Below are 16710 nucleotides of genomic sequence, written 5' to 3' on the forward strand. Positions count from 1 at the left end.
TCTGAGGTGAGCATATCACCTCTGTTCAGGTGGCCAAATTCAGTAAACCACTTCAACCACAACAATGATTCTCCTCAAGCCATTTATCAAATCGTTCAGCTTCAATATCCAGCAACTGGTCTTTCACGCTTCCCATAACACCTGCACCTCTCTGTGTGGTCCTCTAAATGAGAAATCCCGCCTGTTCACAGCTTTCCTTACGGCCTGCTGCTATAAAAGATCCATATACCATGCCGCTTCATCAGGGCAGCTCAAATCGAGCTCAAACGCTCCTTCAGGAAGCGTACGGGATTTATAACCGCCGTCAGAATACTGAAAGGCCCACTCTTTCATATCCGGAGCATCGAGGCGGCTGGCCATTTCCTCGTATATCCCATTCTCCTCATCGAGAAGCACAAGAAGAGTTTCCCCCTGCGTATTTATCGTACGGTATAGCCATACTTTCTGGCAGCCATAACCTGAAAGCATTTCCAGAATTGAAGAAGGTGAAACGCTGTTGCCCTGATTGATGTATGTCGTTGTGTTACTCATAATTGATTTCCTTATCGTAAGCTTTCTACTAATTACTGTATTTATCATCATCTGCGTAACATTCCATTGTCCGCCTAAAATGATTAGCAAGATAACAGTACCATCCCGCAATTACCGGATGCACCAATCCCGAAATTCCGAAAAATCGATAATAGCAGGGTTTCCGGAAGCGAGAAGGAAAGCTGTATCAGTACAGCCCCGACAGGCGGGTCAGGAATTGGGAGGGAGGAGTGTTACTAACTTATTATAATATAGCACATATTTAATCTTTTTTTCAAAAATATGCGCAGAAAATCGCCGTGATCCGGGACTGCCTTTTTTCGGATCCCGGATGACAAAACGCATGATATTTCCTGTAAATGCAATTATTCATAACATTTATATTCATATATGTTAAAAGTGCGAAATTAGCATCAGTTGTTGGTTATTATTAAGATTTCAGCAACAAACCGTATCCCACCCGCTTCGTTAAAAAAACCGAAGGTCATCAGAAGCGCTCACTGATCGTTCCGGGCTGAGACGGTGGCAGCGTCACGGGTAATGTCTCTATTTTATTGGTCGTGAGGAAGGCCGGATAATGGCCAAACTAAGAAGCCATAGCATTGGGGGCAGCCTGCTGATCTGGTATGATCGAGCAGAGGCTCATCTCAATGAGCAATCCCCGCAACAAATTTTTTCGGGGTGCAACAGACCCTTTAGTGTCCAGGCCTGAAAAAAAAGAAAGCACGGTCTCTGAGAGACTACGGTCCTTACGCAACCATACCGGTTAGCGAGCTTTATATTTTCATTATGACTATCTGTATAACAGGGGAATGAATGTGATTAAAAAAATATGCGAAGTGATTGATGGAGAGTATGTCTGTGACATTGATATCAGTGTGGAAGAATGGAAAACTTTATTAACAAATGATAAAGTTTTTGACACAAAAAGTATTGCAGCGTTAAAAAAATGGTTTATTGAGCCAAATCATTCCTGCACATGCTTCGATATTGGTAAGAAGTACGACCTGCACAGCATGAGTGCTAATGGAGTCATAAACGGACTGGGTGGCAGAGTTCAAAAAGAACTTGGTAGATTCGAGGTTAAAGGTGTCGGAAATATCGCATCCGGTACAAAATTCATTACCGTAATGAAGAGTAAAGAAATCGGCGGAAAACCCAAAAGAAACTTATGGACAATTCGTGAGGAACTTGTTCAGGCAATTAACGAACTGGATTTTTTTGGTACAACAGAAATGGCCAGCAGTGAGTATTACTCTGACGATGAGTTGATCAATGCCATAGAGAAAAGTAATATCTTTGACAACGTTCAGACGTTTGAATATACAGGGGAAGCCAAACCAAAGAAAAATGCAATAGAAGTAAAAAATGGCCTCTCGTATCCCAGGAGTAAAGGCGTATCCCAAAATGCGCTGAATAAAGCAGGTTACAGATGTGAAGTCGATAGTGACCACCCAACATTCAGAAGGCGAAATTCATCCTTAAATTACACAGAACCTCATCACATTGTACCTATGTCCAGGCAAGATGCTTTTGACACATCTCTTGATGTTGAAGAAAATATCATATCTCTGTGTTGCAATTGCCATAAACAAATTCACCTTGGTCAGGGTTATGAAGATATGCTGAAAGAAATATACACTGCGCGAAAAAGGTTATTAAAAAAAGTTGGTATTGATATATCACTGGAAAACTTGATTCTTTATTACAAAATGGAAAGTAAGTGAGATTCAAACGAGAGTGATACCTTCGTTTTATTGGTCGGGATGAACAGCAGATGATGTTTCCGGCAAGTATCGGGTCCAGAAACTTTCTGTTAAAAAAGAGGTAAAAGTAGTCTTGAGCCCTGACTGCGAATTGCCATTGCGCATGACCAGAGAACAGGACGAACCCCTGCCAAACCCAGGCATGAGAAACACCTTTAAAACATAGACTTAATTAAAATCAGCAATTCCCATCGAAATAATAAGCAAGCAGAATTGGCTCAGGTGAATTTCACTCGGTGCAGTGCATGCGTTGGGGGGGGTAAAAGGAAAAACCCGAAATGAATCGGGTTTTGATTAATTAACGATTAACAGGTTCCCGTGCCCGGGAACACTCTGACTGTACGCGCAATATATTATTTCCGCAATCATTATTTTTGATTACCAAGCCATTTATTCATCTGCTCAATTTCACCTTTTTGAGCTTTAATGATGTCCTGCGCGAGCTTTCTCATTTCCGGATCTTTTCCGTATTTTAGCTCGGTCTCAGCCATTGCTATTGCCCCTTCATGGTGTGCTACCATGCCTTTCGCAAAAGCCTTGTCGGGATCGGACTCTTTTACAGCGGCCATCATTTTGTCATGCATACCTTTCATGCCGGACATATATTCCTGTGACGATGCCGATGAGGATATATCTGACATTTTCATTTCTGAATGTTCTGCGGAAATCGCTGGCAGGGAAAACATCAGTATAACAAAAAGCGAATTTGTGATTTTCATATAATAAACCCTTTCAGATGGTTACCGGATAAGTTTAGCTGAGTCAGACAAAAAAGCCCCCTGAAGGGGGCAAAAAATAACAACATATCCGTATAAGGGACAATCTATCAAGGAAAGGGTAACCGCACGGAAACTTCAGTTGTCATCAGCCCGCATTGATCATGCGGCGGTGTGCATCAGCCATAGCCTGATGGGGGCCGGACTGACCGTTATTCGTAAATTCATGGGCAACAGCTGCTCTTTCATGTTCATTCATCGCCGCAAACGAAGTCGCCGGACGGGAAGCGTTAACGGTGCCAGTTCCCATCATCTTCTGATGACTTTCCGCCATTTTTTTATGTGCATCTGCTGAACCATTGTTCATGGTTTCATGAACAATAATAGCCTGTTCATGCTGATCCATACCGGCCATCCGTGGAGCTGCCCCCTGGATGGCGGCTGGAGTTGAAGAAGACTGCATCTGATGGGCCGGAGCCTGAGCATTATTGACACGCTCATGGATATTTACAGTTTCAGTGGCCCAGGCCGTAGAAATTAAGCTCAAACCTAACACTGATGCTAAGACGATATTTTTCATGGTAACTCTCCATTTCTGAATTAGTGATGTCCGTGAATTTCGATCTGTGTCCTCAGTAGTACAACTGACAACTCTACAGACCTTATTCCGCCGGGATGAGGCTTTAATACAACTCCTGGCTTGTGCTGATGCCGTGTATGGATGAAGTAATAATGCCTTCCTGATAAGTTGCACTAATTATATCGAATGGCTTCTGTTTGCTGCATGACAGGCTAATGACATCTTTGTCATTTAAATCTTTATTCTCAGTACTGGGTTTCCGGAATCATTTTCTCCAGTCTGGGCACGGATAGGATAAAACGAGTTGAACGTACGTCCGATTCCACCTGCACTCTTCCGTGATGTGCTTCCACGATGGACTTCACAATCGCAAGGCCGATGCCGCTGCCTTCTCCTTTTCTTTGTCTGGACGGATCTACCCGATAAAAACGGTCAAACAGCCTTGATAAATGCTCTTCAGGGATTGGTTTCCCCGGATTTTCAATCACAAGGTCAAAAAAGCTCTCCTGCTCTCTTATTGAGACGGTGATTGCCTGTCCCTCCGGGGTATAACGCAGGGCATTGGATAACAGATTATTGATCGCCCTTCTGAACATTTGTGGATCTCCCTCAACCAGGCAGGGCATCCCGTTAAATTTGAGCGTGATATTGCGTTCTTCGGCCCAGGCTTCGAAAAACTCGAAGACTTTCATGACTTCCGCTCTGAGGTCAAACATGACCCTGTCAGGTATCAGCTGATTATTATCTGCCTGTGCCAGGAACAGCATATCGCTGACCATTTTGGTCATCCGGTTATACTCTTCAAGACTGGAATAGAGGACATCCTCAAGTTCCCTCTGGGTTCGATCCTGACTCAGTGCGATTTCAGTCTGCGTCACCAGATTGGTGATGGGCGTTCTGATCTCATGCGCGATATCGGCAGAGAAATTGGCCTGGCGGGTAAAGACATCCTCAATCTTTCCAATCATATGATTGAACGAGATAACCAGTTGCTCCAGCTCAATGGGAACGCGTGTCGGTTCCAGTCGCGCATCAAGATTCTCGGAGGTGATGTTTTTAATGGCATTGCTGACATTACGAAGGGGCAGGTGCCCCTGACGGACAGCGATTCGAATGATCAGAACAATCAACAGGCTTATCACGACGGCAATCGCAATCAGGTTCTTTTTCAGCGCATCGAGGTAATGGAGATGGAAATTAATGGATAGGCCAGTCAGCATGACATAGTTCTGCTGTTTGCCCTGAAATATCGCCTGACCAGAGGAGGCGATAATCCTGTATGTTTCCATCTTCATTTCGGACCCGGTATCCATCGGTCCCGCAGGATCCTCCACCGTCCAGAGAAAGACATCCCGTGCGCGGCTGTGCTCGCTAAAATCTGCTGAATTCACTGCCGGGCGTAGTGCCGCCCCCTGAGCTGAGCTAAAGAGCACTTCACCCCTGGGATTGAGGAGCAAAAGGGCAACGTTGCGGTAGCTGGCAATTGATTCCTTTATTTTGCTTATTTTTTTATCATCCGGATCCACCGGGGACTGCAGTATACGGTTCAGTGTGGTGCTGATTTGTTGAAGATCGCTGACATCCTGCTCGGCAAAATGATTTTCAACAGAATGCAGCATAAACCAGGTGAAGGCGATAAAAGCCAGTATCGTGGACAGGCTGATAAAAAAGGTCAGCCGCAGAGCGAGTGAGAAAGGGCGTCTGGAAGGTTTGCTATGCATCCGGGACCTCCAGCATGTAGCCCACGCCCCGGACTGTCTGGATCAGCTTTGTCTCGTAATCGTTGTCTATTTTAGCGCGGAGTCGCTTTACTGCGACATCGATCGCATTAGTGTCGCTGTCAAAATTCATGTCCCAGACCTGAGAGGCAATCAGGGAGCGGGGAAGAACCTCTCCCTGATGGCGAATGAAAAATTCCAGCAGGCTGAACTCTTTACTGGTGAGCACAATGCGGTTTCCGGCGCGACTGACTTTTCTGGATACGAGATCAATCGAGAGGTCAGCCACCTTAAACTGGCTTTCCGTGATCATCGTGTTTCCCCGCCTCAGAAGGGTTCTCACCCGGGCGAGCAGTTCGGCAAACGCAAAGGGTTTAACCAGATAATCGTCCGCACCCAGTTCCAGTCCTTTGACCCTATGTTCGATCGTGCCGAGGGCTGTCAGCAGTAAGACCGGCATACCCTTTCCGGCAGTGCGCAGCATGCGGATGATATCCCAGCCGTTCACATCAGGTAGCATGATATCCAGAATGACTAAATCATACTCGGCTGTCATGGCGAGATGATATCCGGTAAGACCATTATCAGCGTGATCCACTACGAACCCTGCCTCTGTAAGCCCTTTGCTGAGATATTCACCTGTTTTAATTTCGTCTTCGACGATCAATATTTTCATCTTGCTCCCCGGCTGGCTGCTAATGTCATTCTATTGCGCCCACGATCGTTATCAACGGATTACAGCAAAAATGACAACATTGTCATTATCCTGTCACTCGGCAAACAGAGAGCGTTAGGTAAAGTACCCCTATCAATACTCTGGACTTCATTTGAACCATTTACCAGGTCTGCCTGGACGAGAAGCGTTATGTTCAAATTAAAATTACTCAGCATTAGCACGATATTCATCCTGGCAGGCTGCGTGTCGCTTGCGCCTGAATATCAGCGGCCCGCAGCACCGGTACCCCAGCAGTTTTCACTGTCCCATAACAGCCTGACGCCAGCGGTAAATGGCTATCAGGATACGGGCTGGCGTAACTTTTTTGTCGATCCCCAGGTTACCCGGTTGATCGGTGAAGCTCTGACTAATAACCGTGATTTGAGAATGGCTGCCCTGAAGGTTGAAGAGGCCCGAGCCCAGTTCAACGTCACGGATGCAGATCGTTATCCCCAGCTGAATGCCTCATCCGGGATAACATACAGCGGTGGTCTGAAAGGTGACAAGCCGACCACACAGGAGTACGACGCGAGACTGGAGCTCAGCTATGAGCTCGATTTTTTCGGCAAACTTAAGAACATGAGTGATGCTGACCGCCAGAACTACTTTGCCAGCGAAGAAGCCCGTCGGGCCGTACACATCCTGCTGGTCTCCAACGTTTCACAGAGCTATTTCAGCCAGCAACTGGCGTACGAACAACTCCGTATTGCGCGGGAAACGCTGAAAAATTATGAACAGTCCTATGCTTTCGTTGAGCAACAGCTCGTGACCGGGAGTACGAACGTTCTGGCACTTGAACAGGCGAGAGGACAAATCGAAAGTACCCGCGCCGAAATAGCCAAACGAGAAGGCGATCTGGCTCAGGCAAACAATGCCCTGCAACTGGTGCTGGGAACGTACCGCGCACTTCCGTCAGAAAAAGGGATGAAAGGCGGGGAGATCGCACCAGTAAAATTGCCACCAAATCTATCTTCACAAATTTTGCTGCAGCGACCGGATATTATGGAAGCGGAATATCAGCTGAAAGCGGCTGATGCCAATATTGGCGCAGCGCGAGCGGCCTTTTTCCCCTCCATTACCCTGACCAGTGGTCTTTCCGCAAGCAGTACGGAGCTGTCCAGCCTGTTTACGTCAGGAAGTGGAATGTGGAATTTTATCCCTAAAATTGAAATTCCTATTTTTAATGCTGGCAGGAATAAAGCCAATCTGAAGCTGGCTGAAATTCGCCAGCAACAATCGGTGGTTAATTACGAACAAAAAATTCAGTCAGCCTTTAAGGATGTTTCCGACACGCTTGCGCTGCGCGACAGCCTTAGCCAGCAACTTGAGTCACAGCAGCGTTATCTTGATTCACTTCAGATAACTCTCCAGCGTGCCAGAGGATTATATGCAAGTGGTGCTGTCAGTTACATCGAAGTGCTGGATGCAGAACGTTCCCTCTTCGCTACGCAGCAAACCATTCTCGATCTTACCTATTCCCGACAGGTTAACGAAATTAATCTGTTTACCGCGCTGGGTGGCGGTTGGGTAGAGTAAATTTATTTAATTAATCAGGAAATTAAAAATGCGTAATTCACTTAAAGCCGTTTTATTTGGTGCCTTCTCTGTCATGTTTTCTGCCGGTCTTCATGCTGAAACACATCAGCATGGCGATATGAATGCTGCCAGTGATGCTTCGGTACAGCAGGTTATCAAGGGCACCGGTGTCGTTAAAGACATTGATATGAATAGTAAAAAGATTACCATTTCGCACGAAGCAATCCCTGCTGTGGGCTGGCCTGCAATGACCATGCGCTTCACTTTTGTTAATGCAGACGACGCTATCAATGCCCTGAAAACCGGCAACCATGTCGATTTCTCGTTTATTCAGCAGGGCAATATCTCCTTACTCAAAAGCATTAACGTTACGCAATCCTGATTATCAGTCCGGAGCGAATACATCCAGTGCGCCTGAACATTCATTAAGGGATTACTGTGAATGAATGATCGGGCGCATATGCCAGGTGTTTTGATTTTTCAGCGAGAAATTGTATGGCTTCTTTAAAGATAAAATATGCTGCAATAATTATCAGCAGCCTCATAGCAGGAGGGCTGATATCGGTTACTGCCTGGCAGTATGTAAACTCATCACAAAAAACAGTACAAACCGAACAAAAGGCACCGGAGCGAAAGGTACTTTTCTGGTATGACCCGATGAAACCGGATACCAAATTTGATAAACCCGGAAAATCTCCCTTTATGGATATGGACCTGGTGCCAAAATATGCTGATGAAAGCGGCGATAAAAGCAGTGGCGGGATCCGTATCGATCCAACGCAGGTTCAGAATCTGGGATTAAAAACGCAAAAAGTCACGCGAGGAATGCTGAATTATTCTCAGACAATCCCGGCTAATGTCAGTTACAACGAGTATCAGTTTGTCATTGTGCAGGCGCGCTCTGACGGTTTCGTCGAAAAAGTGTATCCCCTGACGATTGGCGATCATGTGAAGAAAGGCACTCCGCTTATCGATATCACCATTCCTGAATGGGTTGAGGCACAAAGTGAGTTCCTGCTGTTATCCGGTACAGGCGGTACGTCAACCCAGATAAAAGGGGTTCTGGAGCGACTTCGTCTGGCTGGTATGCCGGAAGAGGATATTCAAAGGCTGCGTTCAACCCGCACAATCCAGACCCGTTTTACCATTAAAGCACCTATTGATGGTGTCATTACTGCGTTTGACCTGCGCACCGGAATGAATATTTCGAAAGATAAAGTAGTGGCTCAGATTCAGGGGATGGACCCGGTCTGGATCAGCGCTGCAGTGCCAGAATCTATCGCATATCTGCTGAAAGATACGTCGCAGTTTGAAATTTCGGTACCGGCTTATCCGGATAAAACATTCCATGTCGAAAAATGGAACATTCTTCCCAGCGTGGATCAGACAACCCGTACGCTTCAGGTCCGTCTCCAGGTTTCTAATAAGGATGAGTTTCTCAAGCCGGGCATGAATGCCTATCTGAAACTGAATACCAGGAGCCAGGAGATGCTGCTGATACCAAGCCAGGCCGTTATCGATACCGGCAAAGAACAGCGCGTGATTACTGTTGATGATGAAGGCAAGTTTGTGCCGAAACAGATCCACGTTCTGCATGAATCACAGCAACAGTCCGGCATTGGCTCCGGCCTGAATGAAGGCGATACCGTGGTGGTCAGTGGCCTGTTCCTCATTGACTCCGAAGCCAATATTACGGGCGCGCTGGAACGTATGCGCCACCCTGAAAAAACAGAAAACAGTATGCCAGCAATGTCTGAGCAGCCTGTAAATATGCATTCAGGGCACTGAGGAGACGACGATGATTGAATGGATTATCCGGCGCTCTGTCGCCAACCGTTTCCTGGTCATGATGGGCGCACTGTTTCTCAGCATCTGGGGCACATGGACGATAATTAACACGCCGGTCGATGCGCTGCCTGACCTGTCAGATGTGCAGGTCATTATTAAAACCAGCTATCCCGGACAGGCCCCGCAGATTGTAGAAAACCAGGTCACCTATCCGCTTACCACCACCATGCTGTCCGTACCTGGCGCAAAAACCGTGCGTGGCTTTTCACAGTTCGGTGATTCGTATGTGTATGTCATTTTTGAAGACGGCACCGATCTGTACTGGGCCCGTTCGCGCGTGCTGGAATACCTGAATCAGGTTCAGGGCAAACTGCCTGCGGGTGTGAGCTCTGAAATCGGCCCGGACGCCACGGGAGTGGGCTGGATATTTGAATATGCCCTTGTCGATCGCAACGGAAAACACGACCTTTCAGAACTGCGCTCTCTGCAGGACTGGTTCCTGAAATTTGAGCTGAAAACCATCCCGAACGTGGCTGAGGTCGCTTCGGTTGGCGGCGTGGTGAAACAGTACCAGATTCAGGTCAATCCGGTAAAACTGTCCCAGTACGGTATCAGCCTGCCCGAAGTGAAACAGGCACTTGAATCGTCTAACCAGGAGGCCGGTGGCTCATCCGTTGAAATGGCCGAAGCGGAGTATATGGTCCGTGCCAGCGGTTATCTTCAGAGCATTGATGATTTTAATAACATCGTCCTGAAAACAGGTGAGAACGGCGTGCCGGTTTATCTGCGGGATGTTGCCCGCGTGCAGACCGGGCCCGAAATGAGGCGTGGTATTGCCGAGCTGAACGGCCAGGGAGAAGTCGCTGGCGGCGTGGTGATCCTGCGGTCGGGTAAAAATGCGCGCGACGTTATCACGGCAGTGAGGGATAAACTGGAGACGCTGAAGGCCAGCCTGCCGGAAGGCGTTGAAATCGTGACCACCTACGATCGCAGCCAGTTAATCGACCGGGCGATTGATAACCTCAGTTCCAAACTTCTGGAAGAGTTTATCGTGGTGGCCATCGTCTGTGCTCTGTTCCTGTGGCACGTACGTTCTGCCCTGGTGGCGATTATCTCTCTGCCGCTTGGCCTGTGTATCGCCTTTATCGTCATGCACTTCCAGGGACTGAACGCCAATATCATGTCGCTGGGAGGGATAGCGATTGCCGTCGGTGCGATGGTGGATGCCGCCATTGTGATGATTGAAAATGCGCACAAACGGCTTGAGGAGTGGGATCATCAGCATCCGGGTGAGCAGATTGACAACGCCACCCGCTGGAAGGTGATTACCGACGCCTCCGTGGAAGTGGGACCCGCGTTGTTCATTAGCCTGCTGATCATCACCCTGTCCTTTATTCCTATCTTTACCCTGGAAGGGCAGGAAGGTCGTCTGTTTGGCCCGCTGGCATTCACGAAAACGTACTCCATGGCGGGAGCGGCCGCACTGGCCATCATCGTCATTCCTATTCTGATGGGATTCTGGATCCGGGGGAAAATTCCTGCCGAGACAAGTAACCCCCTGAACCGGGTGCTGATCAAAGCGTATCATCCTTTGCTGCTGCGGGTCCTCCACTGGCCAAAAACAACCCTGCTGGTTGCGGCCTTGTCCATTTTCACGGTTATCTGGCCACTGAGTCAGGTGGGCGGTGAATTTCTGCCGAAGATTAACGAGGGCGATCTGCTGTATATGCCGTCGACCTTGCCTGGCGTCTCTCCGGCAGAAGCTGCAGCGCTCCTGCAGACAACAGACAAGTTAATCAAAAGCGTTCCTGAAGTGGCTTCTGTATTTGGCAAGACCGGTAAAGCAGAGACCGCAACGGATTCCGCGCCGCTCGAAATGGTGGAAACCACGATCCAGCTCAAACCTGAGGATCAGTGGCGTCCCGGCATGACAATTGACAAGATTATTGATGAACTCGACAGGACAGTCCGTTTACCGGGTCTGGCAAACCTCTGGGTGCCGCCTATCCGTAACCGTATTGATATGCTCTCAACCGGGATCAAAAGCCCGATAGGTATCAAAGTGTCCGGGACTGTTCTGTCCGATATCGACGCGACGGCGCAGAGTATCGAGGCGGTAACCAAAACGGTACCGGGTGTGGTGTCTGTCCTGGCTGAGCGACTGGAAGGTGGACGTTACATTGATGTGGACATTAACCGGGAAAAAGCTTCCCGGTACGGGATGACAGTAGGTGATGTCCAGCTGTTCGTCTCATCAGCCATCGGCGGTGCGACGGTAGGGGAAACGGTGGAAGGCGTGGCCCGGTACCCTATTAACATTCGTTACCCACAGGATTACCGCAACAGTCCGCAGGCGCTGAAACAGATGCCGATCCTGACCCCGATGAAGCAGCAGATCACACTGGGCGATGTCGCGGATATTAAAGTCGTTTCTGGACCAACCATGCTGAAAACCGAAAATGCCCGGCCAGCCAGCTGGATTTATGTTGATGCCCGCGGCAGGGACATGGTGTCGGTGGTTAACGACATTAAGACGGCCATCAGCGAGAAAGTGAAACTGAGACCGGGAACCAGTGTGGCATTCTCCGGACAGTTTGAACTGCTTGAGCATGCCAACAAGAAACTGAAGCTGATGGTGCCGATGACGGTGATGATCATTTTCATCCTGTTGTATCTGGCATTCCGCCGGGTTGACGAAGCCCTGCTGATCCTGATGAGCCTGCCGTTCGCCCTGGTTGGCGGAATATGGTTCCTGTACTGGCAGGGCTTCCATATGTCAGTGGCGACCGGAACCGGGTTTATCGCCCTGGCCGGGGTGGCAGCAGAGTTTGGCGTGGTCATGCTGATGTATCTGCGTCATGCCATTGAAGCGCACCCGGAATTGTCCCGTAAAGAGACGTTCACACCGGAAGGTCTTGATGAAGCCCTCTATCATGGTGCCGTACTGCGTGTCCGGCCGAAAGCCATGACCGTGGCGGTGATCATTGCGGGTCTGCTGCCAATACTCTGGGGAACCGGCGCAGGTTCAGAAGTCATGAGCCGTATTGCTGCGCCAATGATTGGTGGGATGATCACGGCTCCGCTGCTGTCCCTGTTCATTATTCCTGCCGCCTACAAATTAATCTGGCTGCGCAGACATAAAAAAAGCGTGTCATAACCCTGAAAGGGCGCCCCCAGTGGGCGTCCTTCTGCACTGATTCACCCTGACGTCAGGGTTTATATCGATAATATACAGAGGTGAGTATGAAAAAAGTGGTTCTAATGGCCCTGGCTCTCGGCCTGTCACTGCCTGCAATGGCGAGTGAAAAAGTCATTGATATGTACAAATCTGAAAACTGTGGCTGTTGTTCCCTGTGGGGCAAAGCGATGGAAAAAGACGGGTTCGAAGTGCGAACTCACGTCATGAATGATCAGGCGCTGTCAGCCCTGAAAGAAAAGCATGCTGTTCCTGCTGGACTACGAAGTTGTCATACCGCGGTTGTAGGTAATTTGATCATTGAAGGCCATGTGCCTGCGGCAACGATACATAAGGCCATGCAGCCTGGTTCGGGTATATACGGTCTCGCCACCCCCGGTATGCCAGCAGGAAGTCCGGGAATGGAGATGGGGGCCCGAAAAGAGGCTTACGATGTTATCGCATTCTCACCGGAGGGCAGTAAAAAAGTCTTCCAGCGAATCGAATAGTCAGCGGAACGGCTGATAACGGGACGCCGGCAGCAGGCACTCTTATGCCGGCGGCATTCGTGGTAATCGCATCCATGACATATCCTGAAGACAGAAAATGCTTCAGATATGCATAAGGAGAGTTACTGTGAAAAATGACAATGCAGTGGAACATAACAACCAGACTGCTTCTGAGCAGACATCATCCCCGGACGAGAGTCACGCATTGCATAAGGTGAGAGATCCCGTGTGCGGGATGGTCATCCTGCCTGACAAGGCGCACAGCAGCATTCGATACCAGGACCATCAGCTTTATTTCTGCTCCGCCAGCTGTGAGAGCAAATTTAAAGCCCATCCCGATCATTATTTTACCGAAGATGCCAGTGAACATCACCATCACCACGACCACCATGAAGTCAGCCCTGATAAGATAAAACAGTCTCACCGCCAGGCGGAGAAAGAGATTTCTGAAGGTGTGTGGACATGTCCGATGCATCCGGAGATACGCCGTAGTGGTCCCGGAAGCTGTCCTGTCTGTGGAATGGCACTGGAGCCGCTCGTAGCTACGGCATCCACGGGGACGAGTGATGAACTTCGCGACATGACAAGACGCTTCTGGCTGGGGTTGTTGCTGGCGTTTCCGGTTCTGGTACTCGAAATGGGATCTCATCTGTTTCCCGACTTGAGGAATACAGTACCGCCACAGTACAACACATGGCTGCAGCTGCTTCTGGCCTCCCCTGTCGTGTTGTGGTGTGGCTGGCCATTCTTCGCCCGGGCCGTAATGTCGTTACGTAACCGCTCCCTGAATATGTTTACCCTTGTTGCAATGGGGACCGGCGTAGCCTGGGTTTACAGCGTCATTGCAACCGTCTTCCCCTCCTGGTTTCCTGCATCGTTCAGAAACATGGATGGCCTGGTGGCCGTTTATTTTGAAGCCGCAGCAGTTATTACGGTGCTTGTTCTGCTGGGACAGGTTCTTGAGCTGCGGGCACGGGAACAAACCTCAGGCGCCATTACTGCGCTTCTGAACCTTGCCCCCAAAACCGCCAGACGGCTGGATCATGACGGTCATGAAACGGATATTAATGCGGAAGATGTCCTGCCTGGCGATAAGCTCCGCATCAGACCTGGAGAGAGTATTCCGGTCGACGGTATCGTGATCGAAGGCAAAACAACCGTTGATGAATCGATGGTGACCGGGGAGTCTATGCCGGTTACCAAAACGAAGGGTGACCCTGTCATTGGGGGGACGATTAATCAGACAGGTAGTCTTATCATCCGTGCAGAGAAAGTCGGTGATGAAACGATGCTCTCACGAATTGTTCAAATGGTCGCTGATGCACAGCGTTCGCGTGCCCCCATCCAGAGAATGGCTGACAGCGTTTCAGGCTGGTTTGTTCCTCTGGTGATACTTATCGCGGTTGTTGCTTTCGTGATCTGGTCTGTCTGGGGGCCCGAGCCCAGGATGGCGCACGGTCTGATTGCGGCTGTGTCGGTCCTGATTATTGCCTGCCCCTGCGCACTGGGGCTGGCCACACCGATGTCGATAATGGTGGGGGTAGGCAAAGGAGCCCAGGCCGGGGTGTTAATCAGGAATGCCGAAGCCCTTGAACGTCTTGAAAAAGTGGACACGCTGGTTGTCGACAAAACAGGCACGCTCACGGAAGGTTCGCCTACGGTGACAGGGATTATCAGTCTCAATCCGGGTGGGGAAACATCTCTTTTACGTGTAGCGGCCGCAGTGGAAAAAGGCTCGCAGCATCCGCTGGGTATGGCTGTAGTCCGGGCAGCCCAGCACAGGGGGATCATGATACCCGCAGTCAGTGATTTCAATGCTCCGTCGGGGAAAGGTGTTTCAGGCGATGTTGAAGGTCAACGGGTTGTTATTGGTAATGAACTGGCTATGCAGGAAAACAGTATCGTTATTGATAATCAAAAGGCCGTTGCGGATACGTTGCGGATGGAAGGCGCTACCGTTATCTATGTGGCCACAGATGGGTACCTTGCAGGCCTGATAGCTATCTCGGATCCCGTGAAAGCAACCACGCCGGATGCGCTTAAAGCTTTGCGTCAGGCGGGGATCCGCATTGTTATGCTCACCGGGGATAACCAGCTTACTGCTGAAGCAGTCGCACGGAAACTGGGAATAGATGAGGTTGAAGCCGGGGTTCTGCCTGACGGCAAAAAAGCAGTGATAACCCGACTGAAAGCGTCTGGTCATGTGGTTGCGATGGCGGGGGACGGTGTAAATGATGCCCCGGCGCTGGCAGCGGCTGACGTGGGCATAGCTATGGGAACGGGTACAGATGTGGCAATTGAAAGTGCCGGAGTCACCCTTCTCAAAGGCGACTTGATGATACTGAACAGGGCCCGTCATCTGTCAGAGATCACCATGAAAAATATCCGACAGAATCTGTTTTTTGCATTTATCTACAACGCACTTGGCGTGCCTGTGGCTGCAGGTCTGCTTTATCCTGTGTATGGAATACTGCTGTCGCCAGTTATTGCGGCGGCGGCCATGGCTCTTTCCTCCGTCAGCGTCATTGTGAATGCGTTGCGTCTGAAAAGTGTCAGGCTCGGGAAATAACACTGAGTGAAGGGTCAGTTACGAACAGAAGGAGTCCAGTATGAAAAGTACCACCTATGCGCTTATTGCTGTCGCCGCGATCGCGGCATTTGCCCTCCTGCGCGAACACTGGTCACATGTGGCAGGTTACTGGCCATATCTGTTATTGCTGGTCTGCCCGCTAATGCATCTTTTCCACGGCCACGGAGGGCATGGAGATCATCAACATCACGGAAGTGAAAACGATAAAAAAAATTAATCCGGCAGACGGGGCCGCGTCGCGGTCCCGTTATCAGTCCAGGTATCGTTCGTAGTCTCTGACATGCGCAAAGGCATGCTGTTCGAGTTTGTTATCAGCGGGTGCCGCTGCCCGGAACGCCAGAGAGTTAACAGGGTTGTTATTGATGACCAGCTCGTAATGCAGATGAGGACCGGATGAACGTCCGCTGTTACCGGATAACGCAATAGCGTCTCCCCGGGTAACCCTGGCCCCTTTAGTAACGAGTATTTTATTGAGGTGGAGATAGCGAGTTTTAACACCGGCTTTTCCCGTTACTTCAACAAAATATCCCATGGTACTGTTGTATTCGGCCCGGGTGATTTTTCCGTCGATGACGCTGACTATTTTCGTGTTCATGGGCATGGAATAATCAATGCCATTATGGGGACTCACTTTTCCCGATACCGGGTTAAGTCTTGCAGGATTGAAAGGCGAACTGAGTCTTGCTGTGGCCGGTAACGGATAATCGAGACTGCCTTTCCCGGAAGTATCGGAAAGGTTATAGAACTTTTTATCTGATATACGATACGCCGTGTAATTAAATGAACCGGACGTAAATTTATAGGCCACGACACGTGATTTTCCCGCTTTCTTTTGCAGTACGAGTTTTAATGATTCATTTTTTTTCAAATGCCGCAGATTAAACCGGGAAGGCAAGGAGCGCTGAAGAGTAGCGATCTCGTTCGATTCCAGCCCCGAGCGGGTGGCTGAAAGGTAGGCATTTTCTTTTACGACATCGGTAATGCTGCCAACTTACTGATTTAGTGTATGATGGTGATTTTAAGGTGCTTGCGTGGCTTCCATTTCCATCAGATGTCCTTCCTGCTCCGCTACTGAAGGCGTGGTGC

The 16710-nt window shown here is 49.3% G+C and carries 14 protein-coding genes; 8 read left to right on the forward strand and 6 right to left on the reverse strand.

Features of this window, described 5'->3' with window-relative positions; genetic code table 11:
• Nucleotides 1-210: 210 nt before the first annotated feature.
• The gene (locus tag ACSVHP_RS22200; RefSeq protein WP_022652205.1) at nucleotides 211-531 is read right to left on the reverse strand and encodes a hypothetical protein; all 321 of its coding nucleotides are present in this window, start codon (nucleotides 529-531) and stop codon (nucleotides 211-213) included.
• A gap of 818 nt (nucleotides 532-1349) precedes the next feature.
• On the opposite strand from ACSVHP_RS22200, the gene ACSVHP_RS22205 reads away from it, so the two are divergent.
• The gene (locus ACSVHP_RS22205; protein ID WP_007374408.1) at nucleotides 1350-2258 is read left to right on the forward strand and encodes an HNH endonuclease; all 909 of its coding nucleotides are present in this window, start codon (nucleotides 1350-1352) and stop codon (nucleotides 2256-2258) included.
• A gap of 407 nt (nucleotides 2259-2665) precedes the next feature.
• Here ACSVHP_RS22205 and copM read toward each other — a convergent pair whose 3' ends face one another.
• The 4 genes from copM to silR form a co-directional block, all read right to left on the reverse strand.
• The gene (gene copM, locus ACSVHP_RS22210) at nucleotides 2666-3016 is read right to left on the reverse strand and encodes a CopM family metallochaperone (RefSeq protein WP_103793517.1); all 351 of its coding nucleotides are present in this window, start codon (nucleotides 3014-3016) and stop codon (nucleotides 2666-2668) included.
• 145 nt (nucleotides 3017-3161) lie between these two features.
• On the reverse strand, nucleotides 3162-3593 hold the full coding sequence (silE, locus tag ACSVHP_RS22215; protein ID WP_007374411.1) for a silver-binding protein SilE: 432 nt from the start codon (nucleotides 3591-3593) through the stop codon (nucleotides 3162-3164).
• Nucleotides 3594-3838: 245 nt separating this feature from the next.
• Nucleotides 3839-5314 carry a copper/silver sensor histidine kinase SilS gene (gene silS / locus ACSVHP_RS22220; protein ID WP_007374412.1) on the reverse strand — a complete coding sequence of 492 codons (1476 nt, stop codon included), beginning with the start codon at nucleotides 5312-5314 and terminating at the stop codon, nucleotides 3839-3841.
• Entirely contained in the window at nucleotides 5307-5987 is a 681-nt protein-coding gene (silR, locus tag ACSVHP_RS22225) for a copper/silver response regulator transcription factor SilR (RefSeq protein WP_000697968.1), read from the reverse strand. Before silR ends, silS begins: the two co-directional genes overlap by 8 nt.
• Before the next feature lie 189 nt (nucleotides 5988-6176).
• Between silR and silC the strand changes: the two genes are divergently transcribed.
• The 7 genes from silC (at nucleotide 6177) to ACSVHP_RS22260 (ending at nucleotide 15841) form a co-directional block, all read left to right on the forward strand.
• The gene (silC, locus tag ACSVHP_RS22230; protein WP_000475503.1) at nucleotides 6177-7562 is read left to right on the forward strand and encodes a Cu(+)/Ag(+) efflux RND transporter outer membrane channel SilC; all 1386 of its coding nucleotides are present in this window, start codon (nucleotides 6177-6179) and stop codon (nucleotides 7560-7562) included.
• 28 nt (nucleotides 7563-7590) lie between these two features.
• Nucleotides 7591-7944, forward strand: a complete 354-nt coding sequence (gene cusF, locus ACSVHP_RS22235; protein ID WP_001246153.1) for a cation efflux system protein CusF — start codon at nucleotides 7591-7593, stop codon at nucleotides 7942-7944.
• A 113-nt stretch (nucleotides 7945-8057) separates the two neighbouring features.
• Nucleotides 8058-9350 (forward strand): Cu(+)/Ag(+) efflux RND transporter periplasmic adaptor subunit SilB, encoded by a 1293-nt coding sequence (silB, locus tag ACSVHP_RS22240; RefSeq protein WP_042946269.1) that lies wholly within the window; start codon nucleotides 8058-8060, stop codon nucleotides 9348-9350.
• 10 nt (nucleotides 9351-9360) lie between these two features.
• Complete coding sequence (gene silA, locus ACSVHP_RS22245) at nucleotides 9361-12507, forward strand: Cu(+)/Ag(+) efflux RND transporter permease subunit SilA (RefSeq protein WP_103793516.1); 3147 nt, start codon at nucleotides 9361-9363, stop codon at nucleotides 12505-12507.
• 86 nt (nucleotides 12508-12593) lie between these two features.
• Entirely contained in the window at nucleotides 12594-13034 is a 441-nt protein-coding gene (locus ACSVHP_RS22250) for a DUF411 domain-containing protein (RefSeq protein ID WP_447552959.1), read from the forward strand.
• Nucleotides 13035-13131: 97 nt separating this feature from the next.
• Nucleotides 13132-15603 (forward strand): Ag(+)-translocating P-type ATPase SilP, encoded by a 2472-nt coding sequence (silP, locus tag ACSVHP_RS22255; RefSeq protein WP_141092988.1) that lies wholly within the window; start codon nucleotides 13132-13134, stop codon nucleotides 15601-15603.
• 40 nt (nucleotides 15604-15643) lie between these two features.
• Entirely contained in the window at nucleotides 15644-15841 is a 198-nt protein-coding gene (locus ACSVHP_RS22260) for a DUF2933 domain-containing protein (RefSeq protein ID WP_000843494.1), read from the forward strand.
• A 33-nt stretch (nucleotides 15842-15874) separates the two neighbouring features.
• Here the strand turns inward: ACSVHP_RS22260 and ACSVHP_RS22265 are convergent, their stop codons facing one another.
• Nucleotides 15875-16606, reverse strand: coding sequence for a peptidoglycan DD-metalloendopeptidase family protein (locus ACSVHP_RS22265; RefSeq protein WP_103793514.1), 732 nt, complete (start codon nucleotides 16604-16606; stop codon nucleotides 15875-15877).
• Nucleotides 16607-16710: the final 104 nt, after the last annotated feature.

The sequence above is a fragment of the Enterobacter sp. 186315 genome (assembly GCF_053290175.1).

Bases quoted from the DNA above. Each gene is read 5' to 3' on its own strand.
- ACSVHP_RS22200 (WP_022652205.1), bottom strand. From the start codon at position 531: ATGAGTAACACAACGACATACATCAATCAGGGCAACAGCGTTTCACCT.
- copM (WP_103793517.1), bottom strand. From the start codon at position 3,016: ATGAAAATCACAAATTCGCTTTTTGTTATACTGATGTTTTCCCTGCCA.
- silE (WP_007374411.1), bottom strand. From the start codon at position 3,593: ATGAAAAATATCGTCTTAGCATCAGTGTTAGGTTTGAGCTTAATTTCT.
- silS (WP_007374412.1), bottom strand. From the start codon at position 5,314: ATGCATAGCAAACCTTCCAGACGCCCTTTCTCACTCGCTCTGCGGCTG.
- silR (WP_000697968.1), bottom strand. From the start codon at position 5,987: ATGAAAATATTGATCGTCGAAGACGAAATTAAAACAGGTGAATATCTC.
- silC (WP_000475503.1), top strand. From the start codon at position 6,177: ATGTTCAAATTAAAATTACTCAGCATTAGCACGATATTCATCCTGGCA.
- cusF (WP_001246153.1), top strand. From the start codon at position 7,591: ATGCGTAATTCACTTAAAGCCGTTTTATTTGGTGCCTTCTCTGTCATG.
- silB (WP_042946269.1), top strand. From the start codon at position 8,058: ATGGCTTCTTTAAAGATAAAATATGCTGCAATAATTATCAGCAGCCTC.
- silA (WP_103793516.1), top strand. From the start codon at position 9,361: ATGATTGAATGGATTATCCGGCGCTCTGTCGCCAACCGTTTCCTGGTC.
- ACSVHP_RS22250 (WP_447552959.1), top strand. From the start codon at position 12,594: ATGAAAAAAGTGGTTCTAATGGCCCTGGCTCTCGGCCTGTCACTGCCT.
- silP (WP_141092988.1), top strand. From the start codon at position 13,132: ATGCTTCAGATATGCATAAGGAGAGTTACTGTGAAAAATGACAATGCA.
- ACSVHP_RS22260 (WP_000843494.1), top strand. From the start codon at position 15,644: ATGAAAAGTACCACCTATGCGCTTATTGCTGTCGCCGCGATCGCGGCA.